We start from the raw sequence: 21,359 nt of genomic DNA, 5'->3' as shown, positions 1-21,359 counted from the left end.
GAGCCATTCATGGCCGACATTCATTTCCCTGCAGAATGGGATGAGCACGAAGCGGTCTGGTCTGCCTGGCCGAGCGCAGCCGATCTGTGGGAAGACAATCTCGCCCCCGCGCGCGAGGAAGTCGCCGCCCTGTTCGAGGCGATCGCCATGCCGGACCCCGAAAATGACAGCGTCGCGGGCGAGACCGTGCATATCCTCTTGCGCGGCGAGGAAGCCCGCAACAGCGCCGAGGCGATGCTGGATGATCTGATCCAGACGGGCCGGCTGTTCCTGCATGAGGCGCCCATTGGCGATATCTGGTTGCGCGATACCGGGCCGATCTTCGTAAAGGCCGGTAGCGGGCTGACTGCGTCTCGCTTCGGCTTTAATGGCTGGGGCGGAAAGTATTTGCTGGAATCCGATGACGAGATCGCGCCGATCGTTGCCAAGATGGCGGACACCAAATTGTCCGCACACGATTTTATTCTTGAGGGCGGAGCCATTGACACGGACGGGCAGGGCACGATCCTGACCACGCGCCAGTGCGTGCTGAACCCGAACCGCAACAAGGGCATGACGGAGGCGCGGTTCGAGGCGCTGATGGCTGAGGCTCTTGGTATCGAGAAAGTCGTCTGGCTCGATGACGGTCTGCTGAACGACCACACGGACGGCCATGTCGATAATATCGCCCGCTTCGTCGCGCCGGGGAAGGTCGTGTGCATGGCGCCGTCCGGCGAGGATGATCCGAACAGGGACGCTTACCGCGCGATCCGCGATGCGCTGGCAGGGGCGCGGGACGCCACCGGCCGCAAGCTGGAGGTGATCGAGATCCCGTCGCCGGGCCGCATCCTGAACGAGGATGGCGAGATCGTACCGGCGAGCCACATGAATTTCTATATCGCCAACAAGTCGCTGGTCGTGCCGGTCTATGCCACGACTGAGAAACAGGAAAGCTATGCGATGGAGGCGGTGGAACTGCTCGCCGATGCCGTCGGCCGCGAACATGTCCATGCCATCGATGCGACCCATGTGCTGACCGGCGGTGGATCGTTCCACTGCATCACGCAGCAGCAGCCCAGATAGATAAAGAGGTACACGGATGACCGTAAAGAAGATTGCCGTTCTCCAGGCGCCGTTCGGCGATGACATGCAGGCCAATATCGACCTCGTGGCCGATTTGGTGAAACAGGCTGCCGATGCCGGGGCGGAGATCATCCTGCCGCCGGAACTGTTTCAGGGGCCGTACTTTTGCAAGGTAGAAAAGGACGAGTTCTTCGCCTCCGCCTATCCGTGGCAGGAGCATCCCGTGGTCACGCAGCTGGCCCCGCTCGCCGGTGAACTGGGCGTGGCGCTGCCTCTGTCGATTTATGAGAAGGACGGGCCGCATTACTACAATTCTCTCGTCATGGCGGATGCGGACGGGTCTACCCCCGGTATTTACCGCAAGAGCCATATTCCCGACGGGCCGGGCTATGAGGAGAAATTCTATTTCCGCCCGGGCAATACCGGTTTCAAGGTATGGAACACGCGCCATGGCCGCCTCGGCGTCGGCATCTGCTGGGACCAGTGGTTTCCGGAGACAGCCCGCGCGATGATGCTGATGGGCGCCCAGGTGCTGCTCTATCCGACCGCCATCGGCACCGAGCCGGAGGAGCCGGATCTCGACACTTCCGCGCCATGGCGCCGGGCGATGATCGGTCATGCGGTCTCCAACGTCGTGCCGGTCGCGGCGGCGAACCGGGTCGGCGACGAAGAGGGCCAGGTTTTCTACGGCACATCCTTCATCGCGAATCACCGTGGTGACATCATGGCGGAACTGAACCGCACCGAGACGGGTTTCACCATGGCTGAGGTCGATTTCGACGAAATGGAGCGTGCGAGAGCTGCTTTCGGCTTTTTCCGCGACCGCAGGCCCGAACTTTATGGCGTCATAAGCCAGGCATAAGGCCAGAACCGGGCCGATTGGCGCGAAAAAAGGGTTTGAATTAACGAATAACATCGTTATTATGCTAAGTAACAGAACTGAAAACGGGTTTTTCAGACTGCTTTTTGATCTCAGATCCCACAACTTTATCGTCATTTGCTGAACCGAGCGATGACAACAGGACAAGATCAATCAGCACGGTAAGACCGTAAGGGGCATAGCCTGAGAAAATGGCGGATACGATCCGCGCGGGGACATAATCCTTTTGGCCAGACGAGGATCCAAGCCGCTGTGCTTGCGTATCCCGGCAAGCGAAAGCAGCTAACATTATTCAAACAAGATCAGTAAAAAAGGGTGATACTACCTTATGGCGCAGAACATGAAGCGCGGCCGTAACCAGCGGCGCCGTCAGAGCCCCAACGTAAACCGGGCTCTTGATTCCACCGGACCTGAAGTCAAGATTCGCGGGACGGCTCTCCAGATCCACGACAAGTACCAGACACTGGCCCGCGACGCGGCATCCGCCGGCGACCGGGTGCGCGCGGAAAGCTTGCTTCAGCATGCAGAGCATTACTTCCGTGTGATGAAGGCAATGCAGCCTCCGCAGCAACAGAACCAGCAGAATGACCCGTCCGACGAGCCTCAGCCATCCGTCAGCAATGACGATGATAGCGATGATGGTGAAAGCAAGGCCAAGAGATCAAGCAGGTCTTCGCGCAGGGACAAGTCCGAGAACGACCATTCCAGCGACAAGACTGCCGAGGACAAGTCTTCAGAGGATTCTGGAGAGGACAAGAGCGACCAGAGCGCCGATAGCGATAGCGGTGAAGGTGAGGGCGAAGAAAAACCGCGCCGCCGCCGTACTCGCCGGACATCGCGCAAATCGTCTTCGGACAGCGACGACAATGGCAATGATCAGTCCGGTGACGAAGGCAAGGTGGCCGAAGTTGCTGCCGAGTAGGTCGCACGACAGATCACTCAATTACTGATACTGAAAAGCCCGGCTCAATGGCCGGGCTTTTTGATTCTGGTTTGTTCACAGCGCCGATCAGTCGAACAGGCTGGAGACGCTTTCCTCGTTGGCGATGCGGCGGATGGCTTCGCCAAGCAGCTTGTTGATCGAGACCTGTTCGACCTTCTTGCTGTTCCGGACAGCCTCTGTCGCTTCGATCGAGTCGCTGACGACCAGCCGCTCAAGACCTTTGGCGTTCTCGATACGGGACACGGCTTCACCGGAGAGCACGCCGTGAGTGACATAGGCAGCAACGGAGCTGGCACCTTCTTCCATCAGCTTTTCGGCCGCGTTGACGAGTGTACCGCCTGAATCGACGATGTCGTCGAACAGGATGCAGTGCATGCCCTTCACTTCACCGATGATGTGCATGACTTCGGAAACACCGGCACGCTGGCGGCGCTTGTCGACGATGGCGAGCGGCACATTGCCGAGGCGCTTGGCAAGGCTGCGGGCGCGCACGACGCCGCCGACATCCGGCGAGACGACGCAGACCCTGTCTGAATCGACCGGATAGTTCGCGCGGATATGGTTTTCCATTTCCTTGACCGCATAGAGGTTGTCGGTCGGGATGTCGAAGAAGCCCTGGATCTGGCCTGCGTGGAGATCGACCGTCAGTACACGGTCGGCACCTGCCGTGGTGATGAGGTTTGCTACCAGCTTGGCCGAGATCGGCGTGCGCGGACCGGCCTTGCGGTCTTGGCGGGCATATCCGAAATATGGCAGTACCGCCGTCACCCGGCTCGCCGAGGCGCGCGACAGGGCATCGATGGTGATCAGCAGTTCCATCAGGTTGTCGTTCGCGGGCTTGGAAGTCGATTGGATAACGAAGACGTCTTCGCCGCGCACGTTTTCATGAATTTCCACGAAAACTTCGCCATCAGCGAAGGTCTTTATCTCGGCTTCGGTCAGGTTGACGTGAAGGACTTTCGCAATGTCTTTCGCCAGGGTCAGATTGCCATTGCCGGAGAGAATTTTCATGACGTTACCCGTGTCCCGCTGGGTGTGGAAATATCAGTCCGACCGTCCCGCTGGACGGTCCAAGCGGCGTCGCCCCATGCACGCCTGATCCCGTTCTTTCGTCGTCACCGGGTTTGTGACGTTTTTTTAAACCCGAGGCAACCACTGATAGCCGCAGTTCCTTAAAATATTTTGGCGGGTGGTTTTCAAAGCACGATTGCAGACAGGTTCCGTCCATAGTCCGCATGACCAGCCTGTCTGGAATGGCGATAGCTGAAATATCTTTCAGGGTCGGCCAGTGTATTGTCGCCGGTATCGACGATGTTTGCGGCTTCGAGCCCCTGCTCGCACAGACGCCATGTGGCAAATGCCGTCAGGTCGCACTGGTATTTTCCGTTATTTTCTTCAGGGGTAAAAAACCGTGTGCTGACGGGATATTTCTCGATGAAAGCGCTAACAAGGTCATCGCCGACCTGAAAATGCGGCGGGCGCAGGCACGGTCCGATAGCGGCACGAATGTTTGCCGGCGTCGCGCCGTGCAGCTGCATCAGGCTGACACATGACTCGAGGATCCCGCCGAGAGCTCCGCGCCAGCCGGCATGGGCGGCCCCGATGACGCCAGCTCGCTGGTCATGAAACAGGACAGGGATGCAATCGGCGGTCAGGATGCCAAGGGCAAGGCCGGGTGTCGTCGTGACGAGTGCATCGGCTTTGGGCTGTGACTGGTCGGCCTTCTCGACAAAGACCGCCTCGGCAGAATGGATCTGATAGCCTGTGAACAGGGCATCGGCTTCCAGCGCAGCGGCGCACAGTCGGCGGTTTTCGCTGACATTGGCAGAATCATCGGAGGAGCCGGGGCCACAATTCAGGCTTTCGAAAATGCCAGTGGAAACGCCCCCTGCGCGTCCGAAAAACCCGTGGCGGGCATTCATGTGCGGAGAGGTCAGGAAGGGCGGTGCCATTGCGCGACCGCTATTCAAAGCCCGCGGGCGTCGTCAGCCCGGGCGAGGACAGGCAGAGCACCTTGAACATCGTGCCCATCTGGTCCGGCTCGACGAGACGACGTACACCATTTTCGAAGGCTGGTCGTTCGATCTCGATAATATTTTCCAGCAATTTGCGGGCGCGCTGTTCGATGCCAAGACGGCCAAGGAACAGGCCCTGTTCAATTGTGCCGTGTGCCTCCAGCCCTCGGGCAAGCCCTTCGCGCGAGAGCGCCTCGAAATCGACATGGGCGGTCACATCGGCCTCTCCCGGAGAACTCAGGACCGGCCAGTAGTGATGGGCCTGCATTGCCTGCAGCGTATCGCCAAAGCCGCTGCGTGTATGGCCATAGTCGATGATCAGGGCACGGCCCTTGTGATTGGCGAAGCGCCCGGCAATATCCTCGATCACATCGCGAGCGTCGTCACTGATCTCGAAAATATCCTCTGGCTTGGAGAAGTCCGGCGCGCCGCGGGGCGTCTCGTGTAGTTCCTTTGACAGGGTGAAATGCAGGCGTGGGCGATTGTTGTCGTCACGGCTGACATCGACCAGCCGTTCGCGCCAGCAGGACTCATTCTGGGTGGCTGTGCGCACGAATTGCCGGATCGGCATGCAATCGAAGAACTCGTTGGCGACGATCAGAGTCGGGGCGAGGGGGATATCCGAAATGTCCGCCGCCCAGGTGATGTCGAGACCGGTTTCATGCAGCTTGCGCTGCTGCTGATAGCGCTGGCGGCCCGACGTTTCGACCATGTAGATGCCGGCAGCATCGAGGAACTTCGGCTTCACTTTTTTCGCCGTGCGCAGAATATCGGCCATCAGCGTGCCGCGGCCCGGGCCCAGTTCGATCAGGTTGAAGAAGGACGGCGCGCCGATATCTTCCCAGGCCTGTACCAGCCATGCGCCGATCAGCTCGCCGAAAACCTGGTTGATTTCAGGGGCAGTTATGTAGTCGCCATCTTGCCCAAAGGCGGTCTGGGTCATGTAATAGCCATGCTGCGGATGGCCGAGAACATCGGCCATGTAGTCGCTGACGCGGATGGGGCCGTGATCCTCGATCAGGCGCACAAGAATCTCTTCAAGCGGGGTCGGGCCCCGGTCTTCCTGTTTTTTCGGGTCTGTCATCAGGCCTTGCTAATTGGCTGGTCGGTTTTCGGCGTGTCGGTATCTGCAGCCGGTGCCTTTTCTGCAGGCTTGTCATTCAAGCTTGCCGAGGCGGATTTCGACTGCTGCGTCTTGGAGGATGTGTGTTTGCCGAGCGTTCCGGCAAGCTTGCCGTTCCAGCCTTGCCAGATCAGCCATGCGCCGAGCATGACCATCGGCAGGGACAGGATCATCCCCATGGTGATGCCAAGTGGAAAGTCAGGCATGTGGGCATCGGGCTCGCGGAAGAACTCCACGATGATGCGTGACAGGCCATAGCCCGCGAGGAAGATGCCGGTCGCCACGCCCGGCTTGCGCAGGATGCGGAAGGTCCAGATGCCGACGGCAAGAATGGCAAAAAGGACGATGCCTTCGAGGAACGCTTCATAGAGTTGGCTCGGGTGCCTCGCGGCCTGCAGCGGGTCAGTCGGAAAGACCATGGCCCAGGGCGCATCGGTCGGACGGCCATAAAGCTCGCCATTGATGAAGTTGGCGATGCGCCCGAAGAACAGACCGAGAGGTGCGGCAACCGCAAAAAGGTCGGCAACGGAGAAAAATTTCAGGCCGTGGCGTCGGGCAAAGAAGAAGCCTGCAATGGTGACGCCCAGCATGCCGCCATGGAAGGACATGCCGCCCTGCCACAGCATGATCGCCGGCGGGAGGTAGATGAACCCTATGATCTGTTCCCACGGCGCGATGATCAAGGCCGGCTTGTAGAACAGGACATAGCCGAGGCGACCGCCGAGGATGATGCCGATCGTGACCCAGAAGATGAGATCGTCGAGCATTTCCCGGCTCATCGGCGCGCTCTGCGCGTGCGGCCCTTGCCAGAGTGTGTCGCGTTTCAACAGGCGCACGGCATAGATCCAGCCGAGCACGATGCCGGTGATATAGGCCAGCGCGTACCAGCGGATCGGCAGGGGGCCGATGCTGAAGAACACCGGATCGATGTCCGGATAGGGAATTTCAAGCGCGAACGCTGCCAGCAAGCTCATCATCATTCCTTCTAATCCCGCCTGATCGCCCTGTCACCCTTGCGCAGACTGCGAACTTACCCAATTACAGGACTGTTAGGCCTTAGCCCCGTTCAGGAAAAGATTTATGACAAGATTCTCGTGCGTTTTAGCTGTCTGCTTTCTCTTGGCCGCCTGTGGCGGCGGTGAGCAGGAGGTCGGCGAATTCAAGAATGACTGGCTCGGCAACGAGATCAAGGTCGAGGCGCTGAAAGACCCCAAGGTCGAGGGCGTAACCTGCCATTTGAGCCATTTCGACCGTGGTTTCTGGGACCGTGTTTCCAAGGGTAACTGGTTCGAGGACCCGTCGAACGCCTCCATCGCCTGCCGCCAGACCGGGCCGCTGGTCATCGGCGATATCGACATGGGCAAGCATGGCGAGCGTGTTTTCGACCAGAAGGCTAGCCTGATCTTCAAGGTCATCTCGGTGCGCCGAATCTATGACCCGGTGAATGACACGCTGCTCTATGTGGCCTATTCGAGGAAGCCGGTCGACGGCTCTGCCAAGATGGCGATTTCGACGGTGACCATGTACGGCCAGGACGTGCAATGGCTGGAAGGGCGCCCGGAGCTTGCTGCGGCACAGTAGCAGGGAGGTTTGCAGATAGCGGCGTATCGGCCTACTTTCCCTGCAAAAGGAGATTGCCATGCAGACGTCGAACCCGTTTTTCGAACATTTCGCCAAAGCCATGACCGAGGCCGCCGGTGCCGCGGACGGCATGCGCCAGGAAGCGGAGACCATGTTCCGCAGCCAGGTGCAGAAATTCCTCGCCGACAGTGATCTCGTCCAGCGCGAGGAATTCGAGGCCGTGCGCGAGATGGCAGTAAAGGCGATGGAAGAGAACGCTAATCTCAAACAGCGCATCGAGACACTGGAAGCCAAGCTCGACGCCAAGTGATGGCTGGCGCAGGGAGAGTAATAGCGCCACATTTTCTGGCCGGGTTGGTTGCGGTCCTGCTGTCCTTGACGACAGCAAGCGCCGAGACTGTAGGTCTCGTCAGCCCCGACGCCCGGTTTGAAATCGATACTGAAACCCTCGCCGTCAAAGGGGCAATTCAGGCTAGCGACTTGTTCGATGTTGCCGAAGCCGCCTTTCCAGATGGCCAGGTTTTCAGGATGGAAGAGAGCGCCAGCGGTTATCATTGGCGTCTCTCAATTGAAGGGCAGGCCTATCAGGTAACAGCATCTCTCGACGGGGATGTCCTGCTGGTATCCATCTCGGCTAGCGAGACGAGTGCCCTTGACTGGCCGCGGAGCCCGGCAGATTTGGGCCAGTCTTATGCCCTGCCGGTTTTCGGTGAGGGGCGTCTGGTTGAGGCCGATGACGCTCAGTGGGCTGATTTCCTGATCTCGCGTCGTGGACAGATGGACGGCTCGGAACTCTCCCTGCCTTTCTGGACGGCATTGGCAGGCGATATCTCTGCCAGCTATATCCTGCAGACGCCGCTCGATGCCAACCTGATCCTTGCCAATGAAGACGGGCGGCTGAGTGTCGGTGCACGACAGACTTTCACCCGGTTCAACCTCGATGAGCCCTACACCGTTCGCATCGCGCTTGGGCCAGCCGATCCGGTAATCGGCGCTAAATATTTTCGCGACTATCTCGAGGGCACGAACCATTTCCGCACGCTGGCGCAGAAAGCGGCTGACAACCCGGACATAGCGAAGCTAGCCGGGGCGCCGCATCTCTATGTCCATGACTCAGGGCCGCTTTCGCCGGGTGACATCACCGACTGGAAAGGCTTCGTGCAGCGCTTCGCTGCGCGGCGCGATGAAAGCGGAACATTCTCTGCCGTGCTCTGGGACGCGGTGCCTGCCGAAAACCGAAAGGAAATCAACGATCTGATCGAGGAAGCGCGCGGCCCGCAGGGCTATGTCTCCGGCTATGGCCGGACGACGATGACGCGGTTCATCAATCTCGTACTGCCGGAAGTGCTTATCGCACCGCCGGTAGCCTCGCTGCCCGGTGGCCATGACCCGGCTGCGCAGGAAGCGTGGATCAACGCGGCCCGCTCGGCGCTGACGGGCGAGTTCCCGGGTATGATGGCTGATCCGGCCAGCTGGGGCGGTGGGCTGTCCTCTGGCTTGGTCGAAGAATTGCAAGGGGCGGGGATCGATACCGCCTGGATCGGTACGGCAAACTGGCTGGAGGCGCTGTGGCATCCGGAAGCCGTCAAGGTTGCGAAGGACGCCGGCTATCTCGTCGGTACCTATGACAGCTATGCAAGCGCGCATCCTGAAGACTTGGTCGACACATGGCAGACGGCGCAACAGGGTCAGGAAATTTATGAGGCTGCTGCCTATACACGGGAAGATGGCCGGAAAGTCACGGGCTTTGCCGGGCGTGGTGTTTATGTGAACCCGCTCGAAGTTCGCGACTATGCGCGCACACGGATGAAAGCGGTGTCCGACGCGGCTCGCTTCAACAGCTACTTCATCGATGTCGATGCGACGGGCTTGTCCTATAACGACTACAGCGAGGATCACCCGACGGGGCGGGCCGAGATCATTGCAGAGCTGCGTGACCGGATAGGGTACATCGCCAACGATCTGGGGCTCGTCACGGCGTCGGAAAACGGCACCTGGCTGTTCTCGCGCGACCTGGTGATCGGCCATGGCATCACGACGCCGCCCGTCGGGTGGATGGACCCGCGCATGCGCGAGCGTGGCTCGGAATATTATCGCGGCACATACTGGCCACCGGAGCGGCCCGACATCTATTTCAAGTCAACGCCCCTGCCTGAACCCGTGGCGGATGCCATGTATGCCCCCCGGCACCGCCTGCCGCTGTTCCAGATCGCCCTGCATGACAGCATCATCACCAGCCATCACTGGGAATACGGCTCGCTCAAGCCTGTCGGTCAGCGCGACCGCATCGGCCTGACGCAGATCCTCCATATGGTCCCGCCGCTTTACCACCTGCATGACAGCGTCCTGAAACGCGATATGCCGCTTATCCAAGCCTATCACGAGGTCTGGGGCCCGCTGCACGCCGAGCTTTGGGACCAGCAGATGACGGGCTTTGAGTTCCTCAGCGAGGACCGGCTGGTTCAGCGCACGGAGTTTGCCGATGGCACGGCCCTGACGGTGAATTTTGCCAATGAGCCCCGCCTGTTACCCGGTAGTGGATTATCCACAGGGGAGACTTTGCCGGTGCGGGGAATCGCGGTTGAGAAGGGTGGCGAAACCCGGATTCTTGAGATGCCCGCTCTGGATTAGGCGGTTTTCCACCATAGTTGCCGGAAAGCCGCGTCCGCCTGCTGATTTTCAACACGCCAGACGAATCATTGATGGACCTCCCGACTCGCCCCGCAATGGTTAACTGCGGGGCGGCGTTTTCCGCTCGTTGCAAGGTACGGGAACAGCGAATGGCATTTGACCTTCACCACGATGATCCTCAGTTGAACGATCCGCTCGATATCATCGAGCAGGTAGCCAGCCAGTCGGAAATGAATGCGGAGCGGGTCGATGCGACCGAGCTGCATATCAATGTCGGTGGCATGTGGCGCGATATCGCCGTCTGGTTTGCCTGGCGGGAGAACATGCGTGTCCTGCAGCTGGGCGCGCCGCTGGAACTGAAAGTGCCTCAGGAAAAGCTAGGCGAGGTCTGCAAGTTGCTTGCTCGCATTAATGAACGTGTCTGGCTCGGCCATTTCGATCTGTGGTCGGACGATAATGGCATCGTCTATCGCAACGGCACGGTCCTGTCTGAAATGGCGGATTTTGACGAGGTTCAGGCCGAAATCCTCATCCGCGGCGCGGCCGAGGCGTTCGAGCGCTTCTACCCGGCGTTCAACTACGTCCTGTGGGGCGGAAAGACGGCCGATGAGGCAATTGCGGCTTCTTTGTTTGAAACCGAGGGCACGGCGTAATATATCGGTCTCATGACTGATATAAACACCGAGAAATTATCCGTACTCCTGCTTGGCGCCGGCTCCATGGGCGGCTCAATGCTCAAAGGCTGGATCGAGGAAGACCTGCTCGATCCGGCGCGTTCCGGCGTCATCTCGCCGTCTGGTCGTCCCAACGTCGTTGAGATGTGCGAGACGCGCGGCGTGCCGGTAAACCCCGAAAACGATCAGGCCTGGGATATCTGCGTGCTTGCCGTAAAGCCGCAAATGTTCCCCTCCGTCCTGCCTGACCTTGACTGGCCCGACATTGACAAGACCATGTTCATGTCCGTCGCCGCCGGTGTCTCCATCGAGACGATCCGCAATCATCTGAAAGGCGCGGGCGCAGGCAATGCCCCCATCGTGCGCGTGATGCCGAACCTGCCGACCGCAGTGCGCAAGGGCTGCACCCTGCTTTATGCTGGTGATAATGTCAGCGAGGAACAGCGGGCCGCTGCCGACCGGCTGATCTCTGCGACCGGCTCTGCCGTCTGGATGAACTCCGAAGACGAGCTTGACCGCGCCATGGCGATTTCCGGCTGCGCGCCGGCCTATGCCTTCCTGCTGGTCGAAGCGATGACCGATGCCGGTGTCGCCGTCGGTCTTGACCGCGAACTGTCGGAGCGGATCTCCCGCGAGACGGTGATCGGCGCCGGTTACCTGATGGAAGCCGATCCGCGTTCAGCGCCGGAACTGTCCAAAGCGGTGCAATCGCCGGGCGGCACGACGGCACAGGCCGTCGGTGTGCTTGACCGCGAGGATGGTATGCGCCCGTTGATGGAAGAGGCGGTGAAGGCCGCTATCAAGCGTGCCAAGGAACTGGCGAGCTAGTTTCTCCGCTGTATACCGCGCTTTGCGACTGAACTGATTCATGCTTGCCTTCCGGAACCGGGAGGCAGGCATTTTTATGCGCACAGAGTTCGATTATGTGATTGTCGGGGCAGGGTCCGCGGGCTGTGTGATGGCGAGCCGGTTGAGCGAGGACCCGTCCGTATCCGTGTGTCTGTTGGAAGCCGGTGGCCGAGACCGCGATTTGCGTATCCATGTGCCAGGCATGCTGGGCGAAATCCTCGGCTCACGCGGTAATAACTGGAATTACTACACGGCACCCCAGCTTCATCTCGACAACCGCCGCCTTTACTGGCCGCGCGGCAAGGTTCTGGGCGGATCATCGGCCATCAATGCAATGTGCTACAGCCGTGGCGACCTAGGCGATTATGACGACTGGGCAGAGGCGGGGGCCGAGGGCTGGTCGGCGATGGAGGCGCTGCACTGGTTCAAGAAGTCTGAAGACTACTCAGCAGGCGAGGACCAGTGGCACGGCCAGGGCGGGCCGCTCGGTGTGACGAAAGTCTTCAAGGGCCATCCGGCAACCGATCAATTCGTGAAGGCAGGCATCGAGGCGGGCCTGCGTCGGATCGACGATTTTCACGCAGGGAGTCGCGAAGGTATCGGCGTGTTCGACACTACGACCCGCGATGGCAAGCGATGCTCGGCTTACACCGGCTATCTTGGTCCATCCGTCCGGGATCGGTCGAACCTGACGATCCTCAGCGGGGCGATGGTGCGACGTGTGCTTGTTGATGGCACGTCGGTGAAAGGTATTGATGCCATTGTCGACGGCGAGGCGAAGGAGCTGCTCGCCAAGCGGGAAGTGATCCTGTGTGCCGGGGCGATCAACACGCCGCAGCTGCTGATGCTGTCTGGCGTGGGGCCGGCGGGTCATCTGTCAGTTTACGGCATATCTTCCGTCATTGACCTGCCGGGCGTCGGCGAGAACCTGCAAGACCATCTCGATATCTCGCTGCTGGCACAATCCGAGCCCGGCAAGACCATCGGCTATTCCCTGCAGAGCATGGGCCAGATGGCGCTGGCGCTTGGCGAATATGCTATTAGCCGCAAGGGGTTGATGACATCGAACCTCGCCGAAGGCTGCGGCTTTGCGAAGTCTCAAGAGGGACTGGAGAAACCCGACATCCAGCTGCATTTCCTGCCCGGCTATTCCGACCGTCATGGCGAGGAGAAATTCATCGGCTCCAATGGCATCACCCTGCATGCCTGCCATCTTTATCCTGCCTCGCGAGGTCGGGTCAGGCTCGGCTCCGCCAATCCGGCAGAGCATCCGGTCATCGATCCGGCCTATCTGTCAGGCGAGGGCGATCTGGAAGCCCTGATAGCGGCTGCGAAGCTGATCGCTGAAATTGCCCGGCAACCGGCGCTGGCGGGTTATGTCGATAAATGGCTGTATCCGGACAATCTCGACAGGACGGACGAGCAATGGGCGTCATTCATCCGGGCGCGGGCGGAGACGATCTATCATCCGGTTGGCACCTGCCGGATGGGCCGGAAAGACGATGAGATGGCGGTGACGGATAGCGGGGGATCGGTATATGGCGCGACGGGCCTGCGGGTTGTCGATGCGTCGCTCATGCCGAGCATTATCGGCGGCAATACAAATGCGCCGGTCATGATGATGGCGGAAAAGATTTCGGCGACGATGAAAGAAGCGTGATCGGGCCTGCCTAATCCAGGCCAGCGACAGCGCCGGTGCCAGCCGTCGCAGCCACCGCTTCTTCACTGGCCTCTGTGGCGGCTTCGGCAACGCTGGCGGCGGCACTGGCCGCAGCTTCCCCGACGATGAGGCGGGAGGATTGAGGCCGGTACTTGTCAGGCGAGCTTGCGCCATAGCGGTCATTCATCGGTTCATCGACACTGTAAGACGCCGAGTATGTGCCCCATGAACCATACTGATAGGCATCGCCCCATATGCCCTTGCCGGCATCACGGGCAGATTGTTCCGCATACCACAGATCGCTTTCGGCATCGGTCGAAATCGGCGCCCATCCGCTGGCGGCGATGGTCGTCGCCAGGTCACGACCATTCAGCTCGCATTTGGCCGCACCGCGATAGATTTCGCACATCATCTCGCGGCGATTGGCGATCTGCGGCAGCTTGTCGGCCAGCAGCGTGTAGGACTGATACGCGCCGCGATCGATTCCGGCGAGATAATAGGTTCTGCCATAAAAGTTCAGCGAGCCATCGGCATTGACCCGAGCCGGGCCAAGGATGCGCTTGCGCGGCGGCGAGATGTAGCGGGACTCGTCCTCCTCGCCTTCCGGCGGATTGACGATCTCGGCCAGTGGCTTGGTCGAAAAGGTCGGTGCGTTCTTTTCCAGCGCCAGATGCGGCAACGCCTGTTCCATATAGGTTTTCCAGATCAGGCCGGGCAGGGCGGCACCGGTGATCTTTTTCATCGGCGTATAGTCGTCATTGCCGACCCATACGCCGACGATCAGGTTGTCGGTCATGCCGATGAACCAGGCGTCGCGATAGTCCTGCGTCGTGCCGGTCTTGCCGAAAGACGGCACGCTGATCTGCGTCGTGCGGCTGGTGCCGGACTGGACGCTCTCCTGCATCAGTGTCAGGAGGTCCTTGTTGATGCGGTCGGGCGCCACCGGCATCAGGCGACGCTCCGGCTCGAAGACGGTCGGTTCGACCTTCTGGTTCCTGACCAGCGAGGCATAGGCAGCCGTGATGTCGAGCAGGTTGGTCTCGAACACGCCGAGGGCGAGGCTCGGCCACGGGTCGGGGTTCGCATCGAGGCCTGCAGCGCGGGCGTCTGCGATGACCTGTTCGCGACCGGCATATTCCTGCAGGCGAAGGGCGACGGAGTTCAGCGAATAGGCAAAGGCGGACTTCGTTTCGAGGATGCCGTAATAGCGGTCGTCGTAATTGGCCGGCTTGTAATATTCGCCCTTTTTGTCGGGAACCGGCAGCGTCATCGGTACGTCGACGACATAATCGTCAGGACGCCAGCCTTTCTTCATGGCGGCGTCATAAACGAAGGCCTTGAACAACGAGCCGGGCTGGCGCTGGGCGGACGTCGCCCTGTTGAACTGGCTGCGGCCATAATCCGTGCCGCCAACAATGGCGAGCACTTCGCCCGTCGGGCGCATGACCACCATGGCCGCTTCGCTGACATTGTAGGAGGTCTTCATCTCCTCCGTCATGATCTCGCGGATCGTGTTTTCCGCAATGGTCTGAAACGGCCGATCGAGCGTGGTCTCCAGCGTGTTATAAGTCGATGTCCCCCGTTCTTCCGCTTGCGTTGCTGCGAGGTCGAGGAAATAGCCATTGGGCTCTGCTGGCTTTTTCTTGAAGGAAATCTGCTCAAGGTCGTAGAGCGCGAGCTGTTCCTGGATCGGCGTGATGGTCTTGTCGCGCTTCATGGAGCCGAGCACGAGGCGGGCGCGTTCACGTGCGAGTTCCTCGCGCTGGAAGGGGTTATAATTGCTCGGCGCCTTGATCAGGCCTGCCAGCATCGCGCTCTCGGCCAGCGACAGTTTATTGGCGTTCTTGCCGAAATAAATCTCTGCCGCCGCCTCGATGCCATAGGCATTGGAACCAAAATAGACAGTGTGGAGATAATCCTCGAGGATTTCCTGTTTCGTCAGCCGGTTTTCCAGACGCATGGCATAGACTGCTTCCTGCATCTTGCGATCAAGCGTCTGTTCGGATGTCAGGTAGATATTCTTGACCAGCTGCTGGGTGATCGTGCTGCCACCCTCTACGATGCGGCCGGCCTCGTAATTGCTTATTGCCGCCCGGGCGATGCCGATGGGGTCGACACCGCCGTGATCATAGAAACGGCGGTCTTCGATAGACAGGAAGGCCTGAACGGTATGGGCAGGGATGTTCGCAAACGAGACAGGCTTGCGGTTAGGTCCACGGACACCGATTTCCCTTCCGCTTTCGTCGAGGAAAACATAGGTTGCGCGCTCGGCTTCTGCATTGCGATCGGGCAGGGTGCCATTGGTCAGCTTGTGCCAAGCCATGAGGCCGGTAATGGCAGGAACCAGGAAAAGGGCGGCCAGCAACGCAAAACCGGCAAATATATATGCCCGACGCAGGAGTCTGCCCAGCGCCTTCCTGATGTCGGGATTACGTGGGCCGCTCACGCTCATAAAGCGGCCCGAATACTGGTCATTCATGCCAAGATGCTCCTCAGGTAGAAGAACAGGGCAACGCAACAAATTGTTCGATTTTCTCCCCACCTAATTTGACAACTTTGCGGGGTGCCGGGCAAGGGAATTCTCTCCCCAAACCATCACACTGCCGCGATGGTTGCCATGATGTTACACACGCTGGAAGGCCTTGTTTCTGTTGGCCTAATAGGAAAATTGCTCGCGCACGATCCGCTCCTCGAGGGAGTGATCGTTGTCATAGAGCATCGTCACCACATGTTCACGGCTCTCCAACGCCGTGACCTTCGAGACACGGCGTACTTCGTAATTGTCCGCAACGGCTGAAACAGGCCGCAGGGAAGGCTCGAGAATCTCGAAGGAAACCTCTGCATCATGGGGCAGCAGGGCGCCGCGCCAGCGCCGTGGGCGGAACGCGCTGATCGGTGTCAGGGCTAGCAATTTCGCGCCGATGGGGATGATCGGGCCATGGGCGGAAAGATTATACGCGGTCGAGCCGATGGGCGAGGCAAGGAGGATGCCGTCGCAGATCAGCATGTCCATCCGCGTCTTGCCGTTCACGTGGATGGCGATGCGAGCGGTCTGGCGCGTCTCGCGCAAGAGGGAAATCTCGTTAAAGGCGATGGCTGTCTGCACGGCACCGTCACGATCCGTCGCGGTCATCTCCAGCGGGCGGATGCGGGCCGCCTCGGCATTGGCAATGCGTTTGGGCAGGTTCTCGATGGAAAAGGAATTCATCAGGAAGCCGACCGTGCCGCGGTTGATGCCATAGATCGGCTTGTCCGCGCTCATATAGGCCTTCAGGGTTTCCAGCATGAAGCCGTCCCCGCCGATGGGCGCGATGACGTCAGCCTCCTCGACCGGCAGATTGCCATAGCGATGGGCGAGCCCCTGAAGCGCTTCTTGCGCTTCGGGCTTGTCGCTGGCCAGAAAGGCTATCCGGGTCGAATCCATAAGTCCTTGTTCCTGCTGGCTTCCTGCTACCCCATATCGCGTGGTACTGCCACAAGCTCTTGAACACGCATACCATGATCCGGCAAACTATTTCCAAACGAAAAGCCAGATAAAGCCAGTGGAAGGAGCGCCGTCATGAATATCCAGCAGAAGGCAGGCATGGATCAGGTCGAGGCCATCGGTGTCGTGAAAGGCTTCGATATACCCGACCCCACGACCATAGACAGCCTGAAGGGCCAGGTCTCCGATGTGGAATGGGCGCTACGCTGCGACCTGGCGGCGACATACAGGCTCGCCGCGCTCTATGGCTGGGACGATCTCGTCTTTACCCATATCTCGCTGCGCCTGCCCGACGAAGACGGCAAGGCCCGTTTCCTGATGAACCCTTATGGCGTGCTGTTCGACGAGATGACGGCGTCGAGCCTGATCAAGATCGATGTGGACGGCAATCTTGTCGGTTCGACACCCTATTTCCCCAACCCGGCCGGCTTCACCATCCATTCTGCGGTGCACATGAACCGGCACGACGCCAACTGCGTCTTGCATTTGCATTCGCCCTATGGCGTTGCCGTTTCGGCCCAGAAGGGCGGGCTGAGGCGCTATACCCAGTTCTCCATGATCGTGCATGACGATCTGGCCTATCACGACTATGAAGGTATCGCGCTGGATCTCTCGGAACGCGAGCGCTTGGTGAAGGATATCGGCGAGAAAAACCTGTTGATGCTGCGCAATCATGGCACGCTGACCATGGGCGAGAATTGCGCCATCGCCTTCCTGCGGATGTATTTCCTGGAACAGGCCTGCAAGACGCAGATCCTGGCGCAGGCGGCGGGAACGGAGAACCTGATCGAGGAGCCTGAAGAGATGGGCAATCTGGTCCGCCAGCAGGGCGCACCGGGCTTTGCGAAAGGTCTGGGCGACAACCTCACCTGGCCGGGCCTGATGCGCAAGCTGAAGCGCCAGAACCCGGGCTTCGACCACTAGAGCGCCTTATCTTACCACGGGTCGATCCAGCCGCGACGTTTGGAACCTGTCTCGCTGGACGGCTTTTCACGGTTGCGACCGAACAAAAGGTTCTGGCCAGAGAAAGCCACGAAATAATTCAGGATAACGGTGATGGTCGTGCGAATGAGTTCATCGGTATAACCACCTGCCGTCAGCGGATCGGCGCAGCCTTGGATGAAAGCGAATTGCAGGATACCCAGCAGAACACTGACCAGTAGGGGAATCAGCGTGTTGCCGGGTCTGGAATCCGTCAGAACACCCCATAGATTACCCGCTAGATAAATAACTACCGGTGAGATCAGGGCGAACCAGAAAACATAATAGGTGCCGACTGAATCGCATAGCGCCGGGTAGCTGGCGAAATAGCCAGCATTGTCGTTCAGCCAGTTAGCGATAGCGTCCATGGGACCTCCCTCGTTTCAGAAAGGCAACACAGTCATGGTCACACGGTTCAGATATTTCGAGCCCGCGCCCTCACTGACGAGGCAGGGTCATTCAGCGCGTTTTGTTTTGCCTTGGTGGCGAGTGAACTGAACTGATCGTGCTGCTCGGCCAGCCTGCAGAGGGCGTGCATCGACCATGCGCGGATAAAGGGACGCTGGTGAATTGTAAGCGGTGCCAGCCATTCGGCGTAAATCTGTGCATCTTCTATAGATACTTCAAAATAATCAGCACATTGACAAACATGCAGGCAGGACTGCCATGAGTGGATTGAGCCGAGCTTTTCGATGAGCTGCTTTGTGTAGCCCTTGGCCAAAGGGCTGGACTGTTCGCAGTGATATTTCAGCATCCATGTCGCGCCGTCGGATGTCTCGTCGCGGTCGTGACCGATCAGCACAATCAGGCCGTCGACGAAGCCGGGCTTGCTTGCATGCCGGGCATAGCATTCGGACAGCAGCGTAATGGCCCTGCCATCATACTGCTCAAGGTCTCGCGCCAGCCTGTTGGCAATGTCAGTCATTCTGCTCGAAGATCGCGCATACTGCCCCCGCGGGGTCCGAGATGACACAATAGCGGTTATTGCCATATCCCTTGATGCCTGAGATCAGTTTGCCGCCCAGCTTCTCGCAAGCTGTCATTGAGGCATCGAGGTCGGCTACGCCCCAGTAGATCAACCATTGCGGCGGAAGGCCGGCATTGTCGCCCATGGCATGACAGATGCCAGCGGCTGTTTTCTCCATGCCTTCCTGCGGGGCAGGTCGGGGGTCGGGCGCGGCCATCAGGTAATCGGTACGTCCTTCCATCTCCAGTCCGGTCGAAGACCAGCCGATGACCGCTTCGTAGAAGGCCCGGACTTCTTCACAATTGGATACCGTCAGATCCGTCCAGAGAATCTGTCCCACGTGTTTTCCGGGCATGACTGCCTCCCTTTTATTCGGCAAATTCAAATCTTACAGGCTGGACCAGCCCTGTCGATGTCTTTTGGGGAAAGTCGGCTGGGCGCTGAAAGCGGCTATGCTCCATCGCCCGGGTGGCGGACGCTGCAAACATCGCTTCGGCAAATGGTTTCCAGTCTGGCAGATTGGTCCAGGCGGTGCAGGATGGCGCGACATCCACCGGCACGCCTTCCGGGTCGATATCAAAACCCACCTCGCACCGGCCGGAAATGCCCGCGCGCTCGAGGGATGCCGGAAAAGGGGCAACGCACTGCTCGGTATATTCCAGATGTGGATGATCCTCGCCGTGAAGGTCGCCAACAATAAAATCGCTGTCGAGGCAGGCCGGCCCGGCCATCAGCTGCGCCATGGCACGCTCGAGGCCCGGCGGGTCGCTGTCATAAGGATCAACCGCCTCGGTTACACAGGCGGAGAGAAGTGCTGCAGATGCCGCAGCAGCAAGAGTTTTCCTGATCATGGTGAGAGCCTCCCGGAGCACAAATATCCGCCTGTGCCAGATTGCGGTCAACAGGTTTCAGGAGCCGCTGTTTGACAGGTGGCGCGATGCGTCCATTTATAGGGGCATGCCAAACAAACGCACTTCCGCCTCTCTCAATATCCGTGTCGCCACCCCGCAAGACGTGCAAGCCATCCATGAGCTGAGCATTCGCGTCTATGGCGAGGGCAATTCCTGCACCGCCGGCATGATCCGCGGTCAGATCGCTGCCTTCCCGGAGGGCCAGTTCGTTGTCGAGTATGATGACGATGTGGTCGGCTATGCGGCAAGCTTCCGGATCGATGAGAAGACCGCCATGGGCGACCATACCTGGATGGAGATCACCGGCGGTGGCTATGCCTCCCGGCACGACCCGGCCGGTGACTGGCTTTATGGCATGGAAGTGCTGGTCGACCCGACGCGCCGACGCCTGCGCATCGGCCAGCGCCTTTATGATGCCCGGCAGGGACTTGCCGAAGCGAAAGAATTGAAGGGGATCGTCTTCGGCGGGCGCATGCCCGGCTGGCAGCGGCGCAAGAAGACCTATCCCACACCGCAGGAATATCTGAACGCTGTCGTCAACCGCAAGACATCCGACCAGGTCATCAGCTTCCAGCTGCGTCAGGGGTTCGAGCCCATCGGGGTACTGAAGGATTACCTTGCCTCGGACAAGGCATCCGGCGGCTATGCCAGTCACATGATCTGGCGCAACCCCTATGCCAAGGAGATGCCAGGCGAGACGGAACTGCCCCATGGCCAGAAAGAAGATGTCCGTGTTGCGACAGTGCAGTTCTCGGCACGCATGGTCGGTTCGTTCGACGAGTTCATGGCCAATGTTGAATATTTCGTCGATGTGACGGCGGATTACCGCTCGGATTTCGTCGTCTTCCCGGAGCTGTTCACCCTGCAATTGCTGGCACTGGAGCAGAAAAAGCTGTCGCCGGCTGAATCGATCGAGCAGCTGACGCGCTATACGCCGCGTTTCATCGAAAAGATGCGGGAAATGGCGATCGGCTACAATATAAACATTATCGGCGGGTCTCACCCGACGCGCACGGATGATGGCGAGATCCAGAATGTGGCTTATGTGTTCCTCCGCGACGGCTCCGTCCATGCGCAGGAGAAGATCCACCCGACACCGAACGAGCGCTATTGGTGGAATATTCAGGGCGGGGACGAAATCGGCGTTATCCAGACAGATTGCGGGCCCATTGGCGTGCTGATCTGTTACGACTCGGAATTTCCCGAACTCGCTCGAAGGCTGGCGGATGAGGGCGCCCGCATCCTGTTCATCCCGTTCTGTACCGATACGCGCCAAAGCTATCTGCGCGTGCGATATTGCGCCCAGGCGCGGGCGATCGAGAACCAGTGTTATGTCGTCATGTCAGGCAATGTCGGCAACATGCCCAATGTCGAGAACATGGATATTCAGTATGCGCAATCCTGCATCCTGACGCCGTGCGATTATCCCTTCGCGCGTGACGGGATAGCAGCTGAGACAAGCGAGAATGTCGAGACGGTCGCTGTCGCCGATCTCGACTTCACCGATATCACCTGGGCGAGGGCACAGGGCACGGTGCGCAATTTGCGCGACCGCCGGTTCGATCTCTACTCGATCGACTGGAAAAAGGGCGTCTGAG

20 protein-coding genes and 1 pseudogene are annotated in these 21,359 nt (G+C 59.5%); 11 read left to right on the top strand and 10 right to left on the bottom strand.

Translation table 11 applies throughout. The features are described 5' to 3' along the window. Nucleotides 1-9 precede the first annotated feature (9 nt). The 3 genes from FF098_RS07540 (at nt 10) to FF098_RS07530 (ending at nt 2,864) form a co-directional block, all read left to right on the top strand. Nucleotides 10-1,062 (top strand): agmatine deiminase family protein, encoded by a 1,053-nt coding sequence (locus tag FF098_RS07540; protein WP_155138956.1) that lies wholly within the window; start codon nt 10-12, stop codon nt 1,060-1,062. Nucleotides 1,063-1,078: 16 nt separating this feature from the next. Further along, nucleotides 1,079-1,924 (top strand): N-carbamoylputrescine amidase, encoded by an 846-nt coding sequence (gene aguB / locus FF098_RS07535; protein WP_155138954.1) that lies wholly within the window; start codon nt 1,079-1,081, stop codon nt 1,922-1,924. 346 nt (nt 1,925-2,270) lie between these two features. Next, on the top strand, nt 2,271-2,864 hold the full coding sequence (locus tag FF098_RS07530; protein WP_155138952.1) for a DUF4167 domain-containing protein: 594 nt from the start codon (nt 2,271-2,273) through the stop codon (nt 2,862-2,864). Nucleotides 2,865-2,951: 87 nt separating this feature from the next. Here the strand turns inward: FF098_RS07530 and FF098_RS07525 are convergent, their stop codons facing one another. The 4 genes and pseudogenes from FF098_RS07525 to lgt all read right to left on the bottom strand — a co-directional run. Next, nucleotides 2,952-3,896, bottom strand: coding sequence for a ribose-phosphate pyrophosphokinase (locus FF098_RS07525; RefSeq protein ID WP_155138951.1), 945 nt, complete (start codon nt 3,894-3,896; stop codon nt 2,952-2,954). 185 nt (nt 3,897-4,081) lie between these two features. Beyond that, nucleotides 4,082-4,837 carry a peptidoglycan editing factor PgeF gene (gene pgeF, locus FF098_RS07520; protein WP_155138948.1) on the bottom strand — a complete coding sequence of 252 codons (756 nt, stop codon included), beginning with the start codon at nt 4,835-4,837 and terminating at the stop codon, nt 4,082-4,084. A 10-nt stretch (nt 4,838-4,847) separates the two neighbouring features. Further along, nucleotides 4,848-5,984 carry a class I SAM-dependent methyltransferase gene (locus FF098_RS07515; protein WP_155138946.1) on the bottom strand — a complete coding sequence of 379 codons (1,137 nt, stop codon included), beginning with the start codon at nt 5,982-5,984 and terminating at the stop codon, nt 4,848-4,850. 173 nt (nt 5,985-6,157) lie between these two features. Next, nucleotides 6,158-6,997 (bottom strand): annotated as a pseudogene (lgt, locus tag FF098_RS07510) (prolipoprotein diacylglyceryl transferase); the annotation flags it as partial. 106 nt (nt 6,998-7,103) lie between these two features. On the opposite strand from lgt, the gene FF098_RS07505 reads away from it, so the two are divergent. The 6 genes from FF098_RS07505 (at nt 7,104) to FF098_RS07480 (ending at nt 13,418) form a co-directional block, all read left to right on the top strand. Beyond that, nucleotides 7,104-7,604, top strand: coding sequence for a CreA family protein (locus FF098_RS07505; RefSeq protein WP_155138944.1), 501 nt, complete (start codon nt 7,104-7,106; stop codon nt 7,602-7,604). Nucleotides 7,605-7,662: 58 nt separating this feature from the next. Beyond that, nucleotides 7,663-7,914, top strand: a complete 252-nt coding sequence (locus tag FF098_RS07500; protein ID WP_155138942.1) for an accessory factor UbiK family protein — start codon at nt 7,663-7,665, stop codon at nt 7,912-7,914. Nucleotides 7,915-7,979: 65 nt separating this feature from the next. Next, nucleotides 7,980-10,235, top strand: a complete 2,256-nt coding sequence (locus tag FF098_RS07495) for a glycoside hydrolase (protein ID WP_166426382.1) — start codon at nt 7,980-7,982, stop codon at nt 10,233-10,235. Between the two features lie 149 nt (nt 10,236-10,384). Next, on the top strand, nt 10,385-10,888 hold the full coding sequence (locus tag FF098_RS07490) for a type III secretion system chaperone family protein (RefSeq protein ID WP_166426381.1): 504 nt from the start codon (nt 10,385-10,387) through the stop codon (nt 10,886-10,888). 12 nt (nt 10,889-10,900) lie between these two features. Continuing rightward, a complete protein-coding gene (proC, locus tag FF098_RS07485; protein ID WP_155138936.1) occupies nt 10,901-11,737 on the top strand; it encodes a pyrroline-5-carboxylate reductase in 837 nt (278 codons plus the stop codon). A gap of 76 nt (nt 11,738-11,813) precedes the next feature. Next, complete coding sequence (locus FF098_RS07480) at nt 11,814-13,418, top strand: GMC family oxidoreductase (RefSeq protein WP_166426380.1); 1,605 nt, start codon at nt 11,814-11,816, stop codon at nt 13,416-13,418. A gap of 10 nt (nt 13,419-13,428) precedes the next feature. Here FF098_RS07480 and FF098_RS07475 read toward each other — a convergent pair whose 3' ends face one another. Further along, on the bottom strand, nt 13,429-15,897 hold the full coding sequence (locus tag FF098_RS07475) for a PBP1A family penicillin-binding protein (protein ID WP_155138931.1): 2,469 nt from the start codon (nt 15,895-15,897) through the stop codon (nt 13,429-13,431). Nucleotides 15,898-16,074: 177 nt separating this feature from the next. Next, nucleotides 16,075-16,842 (bottom strand): NAD kinase, encoded by a 768-nt coding sequence (locus FF098_RS07470; RefSeq protein ID WP_155138929.1) that lies wholly within the window; start codon nt 16,840-16,842, stop codon nt 16,075-16,077. A gap of 135 nt (nt 16,843-16,977) precedes the next feature. On the opposite strand from FF098_RS07470, the gene FF098_RS07465 reads away from it, so the two are divergent. After that, complete coding sequence (locus FF098_RS07465) at nt 16,978-17,826, top strand: class II aldolase/adducin family protein (RefSeq protein WP_229714539.1); 849 nt, start codon at nt 16,978-16,980, stop codon at nt 17,824-17,826. 11 nt (nt 17,827-17,837) lie between these two features. Here FF098_RS07465 and FF098_RS07460 read toward each other — a convergent pair whose 3' ends face one another. The 4 genes from FF098_RS07460 to FF098_RS07445 are packed head-to-tail and all read right to left on the bottom strand — an operon-like array spanning nt 17,838 to nt 19,701. After that, entirely contained in the window at nt 17,838-18,251 is a 414-nt protein-coding gene (locus FF098_RS07460) for a hypothetical protein (RefSeq protein WP_155138927.1), read from the bottom strand. A gap of 47 nt (nt 18,252-18,298) precedes the next feature. Further along, nucleotides 18,299-18,808: a hypothetical protein gene (locus FF098_RS07455; protein WP_155138926.1), complete on the bottom strand. Its 510-nt coding sequence runs from the start codon at nt 18,806-18,808 to the stop codon at nt 18,299-18,301. After that, nucleotides 18,801-19,205, bottom strand: coding sequence for a VOC family protein (locus tag FF098_RS07450; RefSeq protein WP_155138924.1), 405 nt, complete (start codon nt 19,203-19,205; stop codon nt 18,801-18,803). Before FF098_RS07450 ends, FF098_RS07455 begins: the two co-directional genes overlap by 8 nt. A gap of 13 nt (nt 19,206-19,218) precedes the next feature. Then, complete coding sequence (locus FF098_RS07445) at nt 19,219-19,701, bottom strand: energy transducer TonB (protein ID WP_155138922.1); 483 nt, start codon at nt 19,699-19,701, stop codon at nt 19,219-19,221. 106 nt (nt 19,702-19,807) lie between these two features. Between FF098_RS07445 and FF098_RS07440 the strand changes: the two genes are divergently transcribed. Continuing rightward, the gene (locus FF098_RS07440; RefSeq protein ID WP_155138920.1) at nt 19,808-21,358 is read left to right on the top strand and encodes a bifunctional GNAT family N-acetyltransferase/carbon-nitrogen hydrolase family protein; all 1,551 of its coding nucleotides are present in this window, start codon (nt 19,808-19,810) and stop codon (nt 21,356-21,358) included. Nucleotide 21,359: the final 1 nt, after the last annotated feature.

The organism is Aquisalinus luteolus (genome assembly GCF_009712425.2).
Lineage (GTDB): Bacteria > Pseudomonadota > Alphaproteobacteria > Caulobacterales > Parvularculaceae > Aquisalinus > Aquisalinus luteolus.
The sequence above is the reverse complement of the archived record's forward strand: the minus strand, read 5'-3'. Positions and strand labels throughout refer to the sequence as shown.

What these genes read in the sequence shown, in the direction of transcription:
- FF098_RS07505 (WP_155138944.1), top strand. Translation starts at nt 7,104, where the DNA reads ATGACAAGATTCTCGTGCGTTTTAGCTGTCTGCTTTCTCTTGGCCGCC.
- proC (WP_155138936.1), top strand. Translation starts at nt 10,901, where the DNA reads ATGACTGATATAAACACCGAGAAATTATCCGTACTCCTGCTTGGCGCC.
- FF098_RS07455 (WP_155138926.1), bottom strand. Translation starts at nt 18,808, where the DNA reads ATGACTGACATTGCCAACAGGCTGGCGCGAGACCTTGAGCAGTATGAT.
- FF098_RS07525 (WP_155138951.1), bottom strand. Translation starts at nt 3,896, where the DNA reads ATGAAAATTCTCTCCGGCAATGGCAATCTGACCCTGGCGAAAGACATT.
- FF098_RS07450 (WP_155138924.1), bottom strand. Translation starts at nt 19,205, where the DNA reads ATGCCCGGAAAACACGTGGGACAGATTCTCTGGACGGATCTGACGGTA.
- pgeF (WP_155138948.1), bottom strand. Translation starts at nt 4,837, where the DNA reads ATGGCACCGCCCTTCCTGACCTCTCCGCACATGAATGCCCGCCACGGG.
- FF098_RS07465 (WP_229714539.1), top strand. Translation starts at nt 16,978, where the DNA reads ATGAATATCCAGCAGAAGGCAGGCATGGATCAGGTCGAGGCCATCGGT.
- FF098_RS07440 (WP_155138920.1), top strand. Translation starts at nt 19,808, where the DNA reads ATGCCAAACAAACGCACTTCCGCCTCTCTCAATATCCGTGTCGCCACC.
- FF098_RS07530 (WP_155138952.1), top strand. Translation starts at nt 2,271, where the DNA reads ATGGCGCAGAACATGAAGCGCGGCCGTAACCAGCGGCGCCGTCAGAGC.
- FF098_RS07470 (WP_155138929.1), bottom strand. Translation starts at nt 16,842, where the DNA reads ATGGATTCGACCCGGATAGCCTTTCTGGCCAGCGACAAGCCCGAAGCG.
- aguB (WP_155138954.1), top strand. Translation starts at nt 1,079, where the DNA reads ATGACCGTAAAGAAGATTGCCGTTCTCCAGGCGCCGTTCGGCGATGAC.
- FF098_RS07480 (WP_166426380.1), top strand. Translation starts at nt 11,814, where the DNA reads ATGCGCACAGAGTTCGATTATGTGATTGTCGGGGCAGGGTCCGCGGGC.
- FF098_RS07475 (WP_155138931.1), bottom strand. Translation starts at nt 15,897, where the DNA reads ATGAATGACCAGTATTCGGGCCGCTTTATGAGCGTGAGCGGCCCACGT.
- FF098_RS07490 (WP_166426381.1), top strand. Translation starts at nt 10,385, where the DNA reads ATGGCATTTGACCTTCACCACGATGATCCTCAGTTGAACGATCCGCTC.
- FF098_RS07500 (WP_155138942.1), top strand. Translation starts at nt 7,663, where the DNA reads ATGCAGACGTCGAACCCGTTTTTCGAACATTTCGCCAAAGCCATGACC.
- FF098_RS07460 (WP_155138927.1), bottom strand. Translation starts at nt 18,251, where the DNA reads ATGGACGCTATCGCTAACTGGCTGAACGACAATGCTGGCTATTTCGCC.
- FF098_RS07540 (WP_155138956.1), top strand. Translation starts at nt 10, where the DNA reads ATGGCCGACATTCATTTCCCTGCAGAATGGGATGAGCACGAAGCGGTC.
- FF098_RS07445 (WP_155138922.1), bottom strand. Translation starts at nt 19,701, where the DNA reads ATGATCAGGAAAACTCTTGCTGCTGCGGCATCTGCAGCACTTCTCTCC.
- FF098_RS07515 (WP_155138946.1), bottom strand. Translation starts at nt 5,984, where the DNA reads ATGACAGACCCGAAAAAACAGGAAGACCGGGGCCCGACCCCGCTTGAA.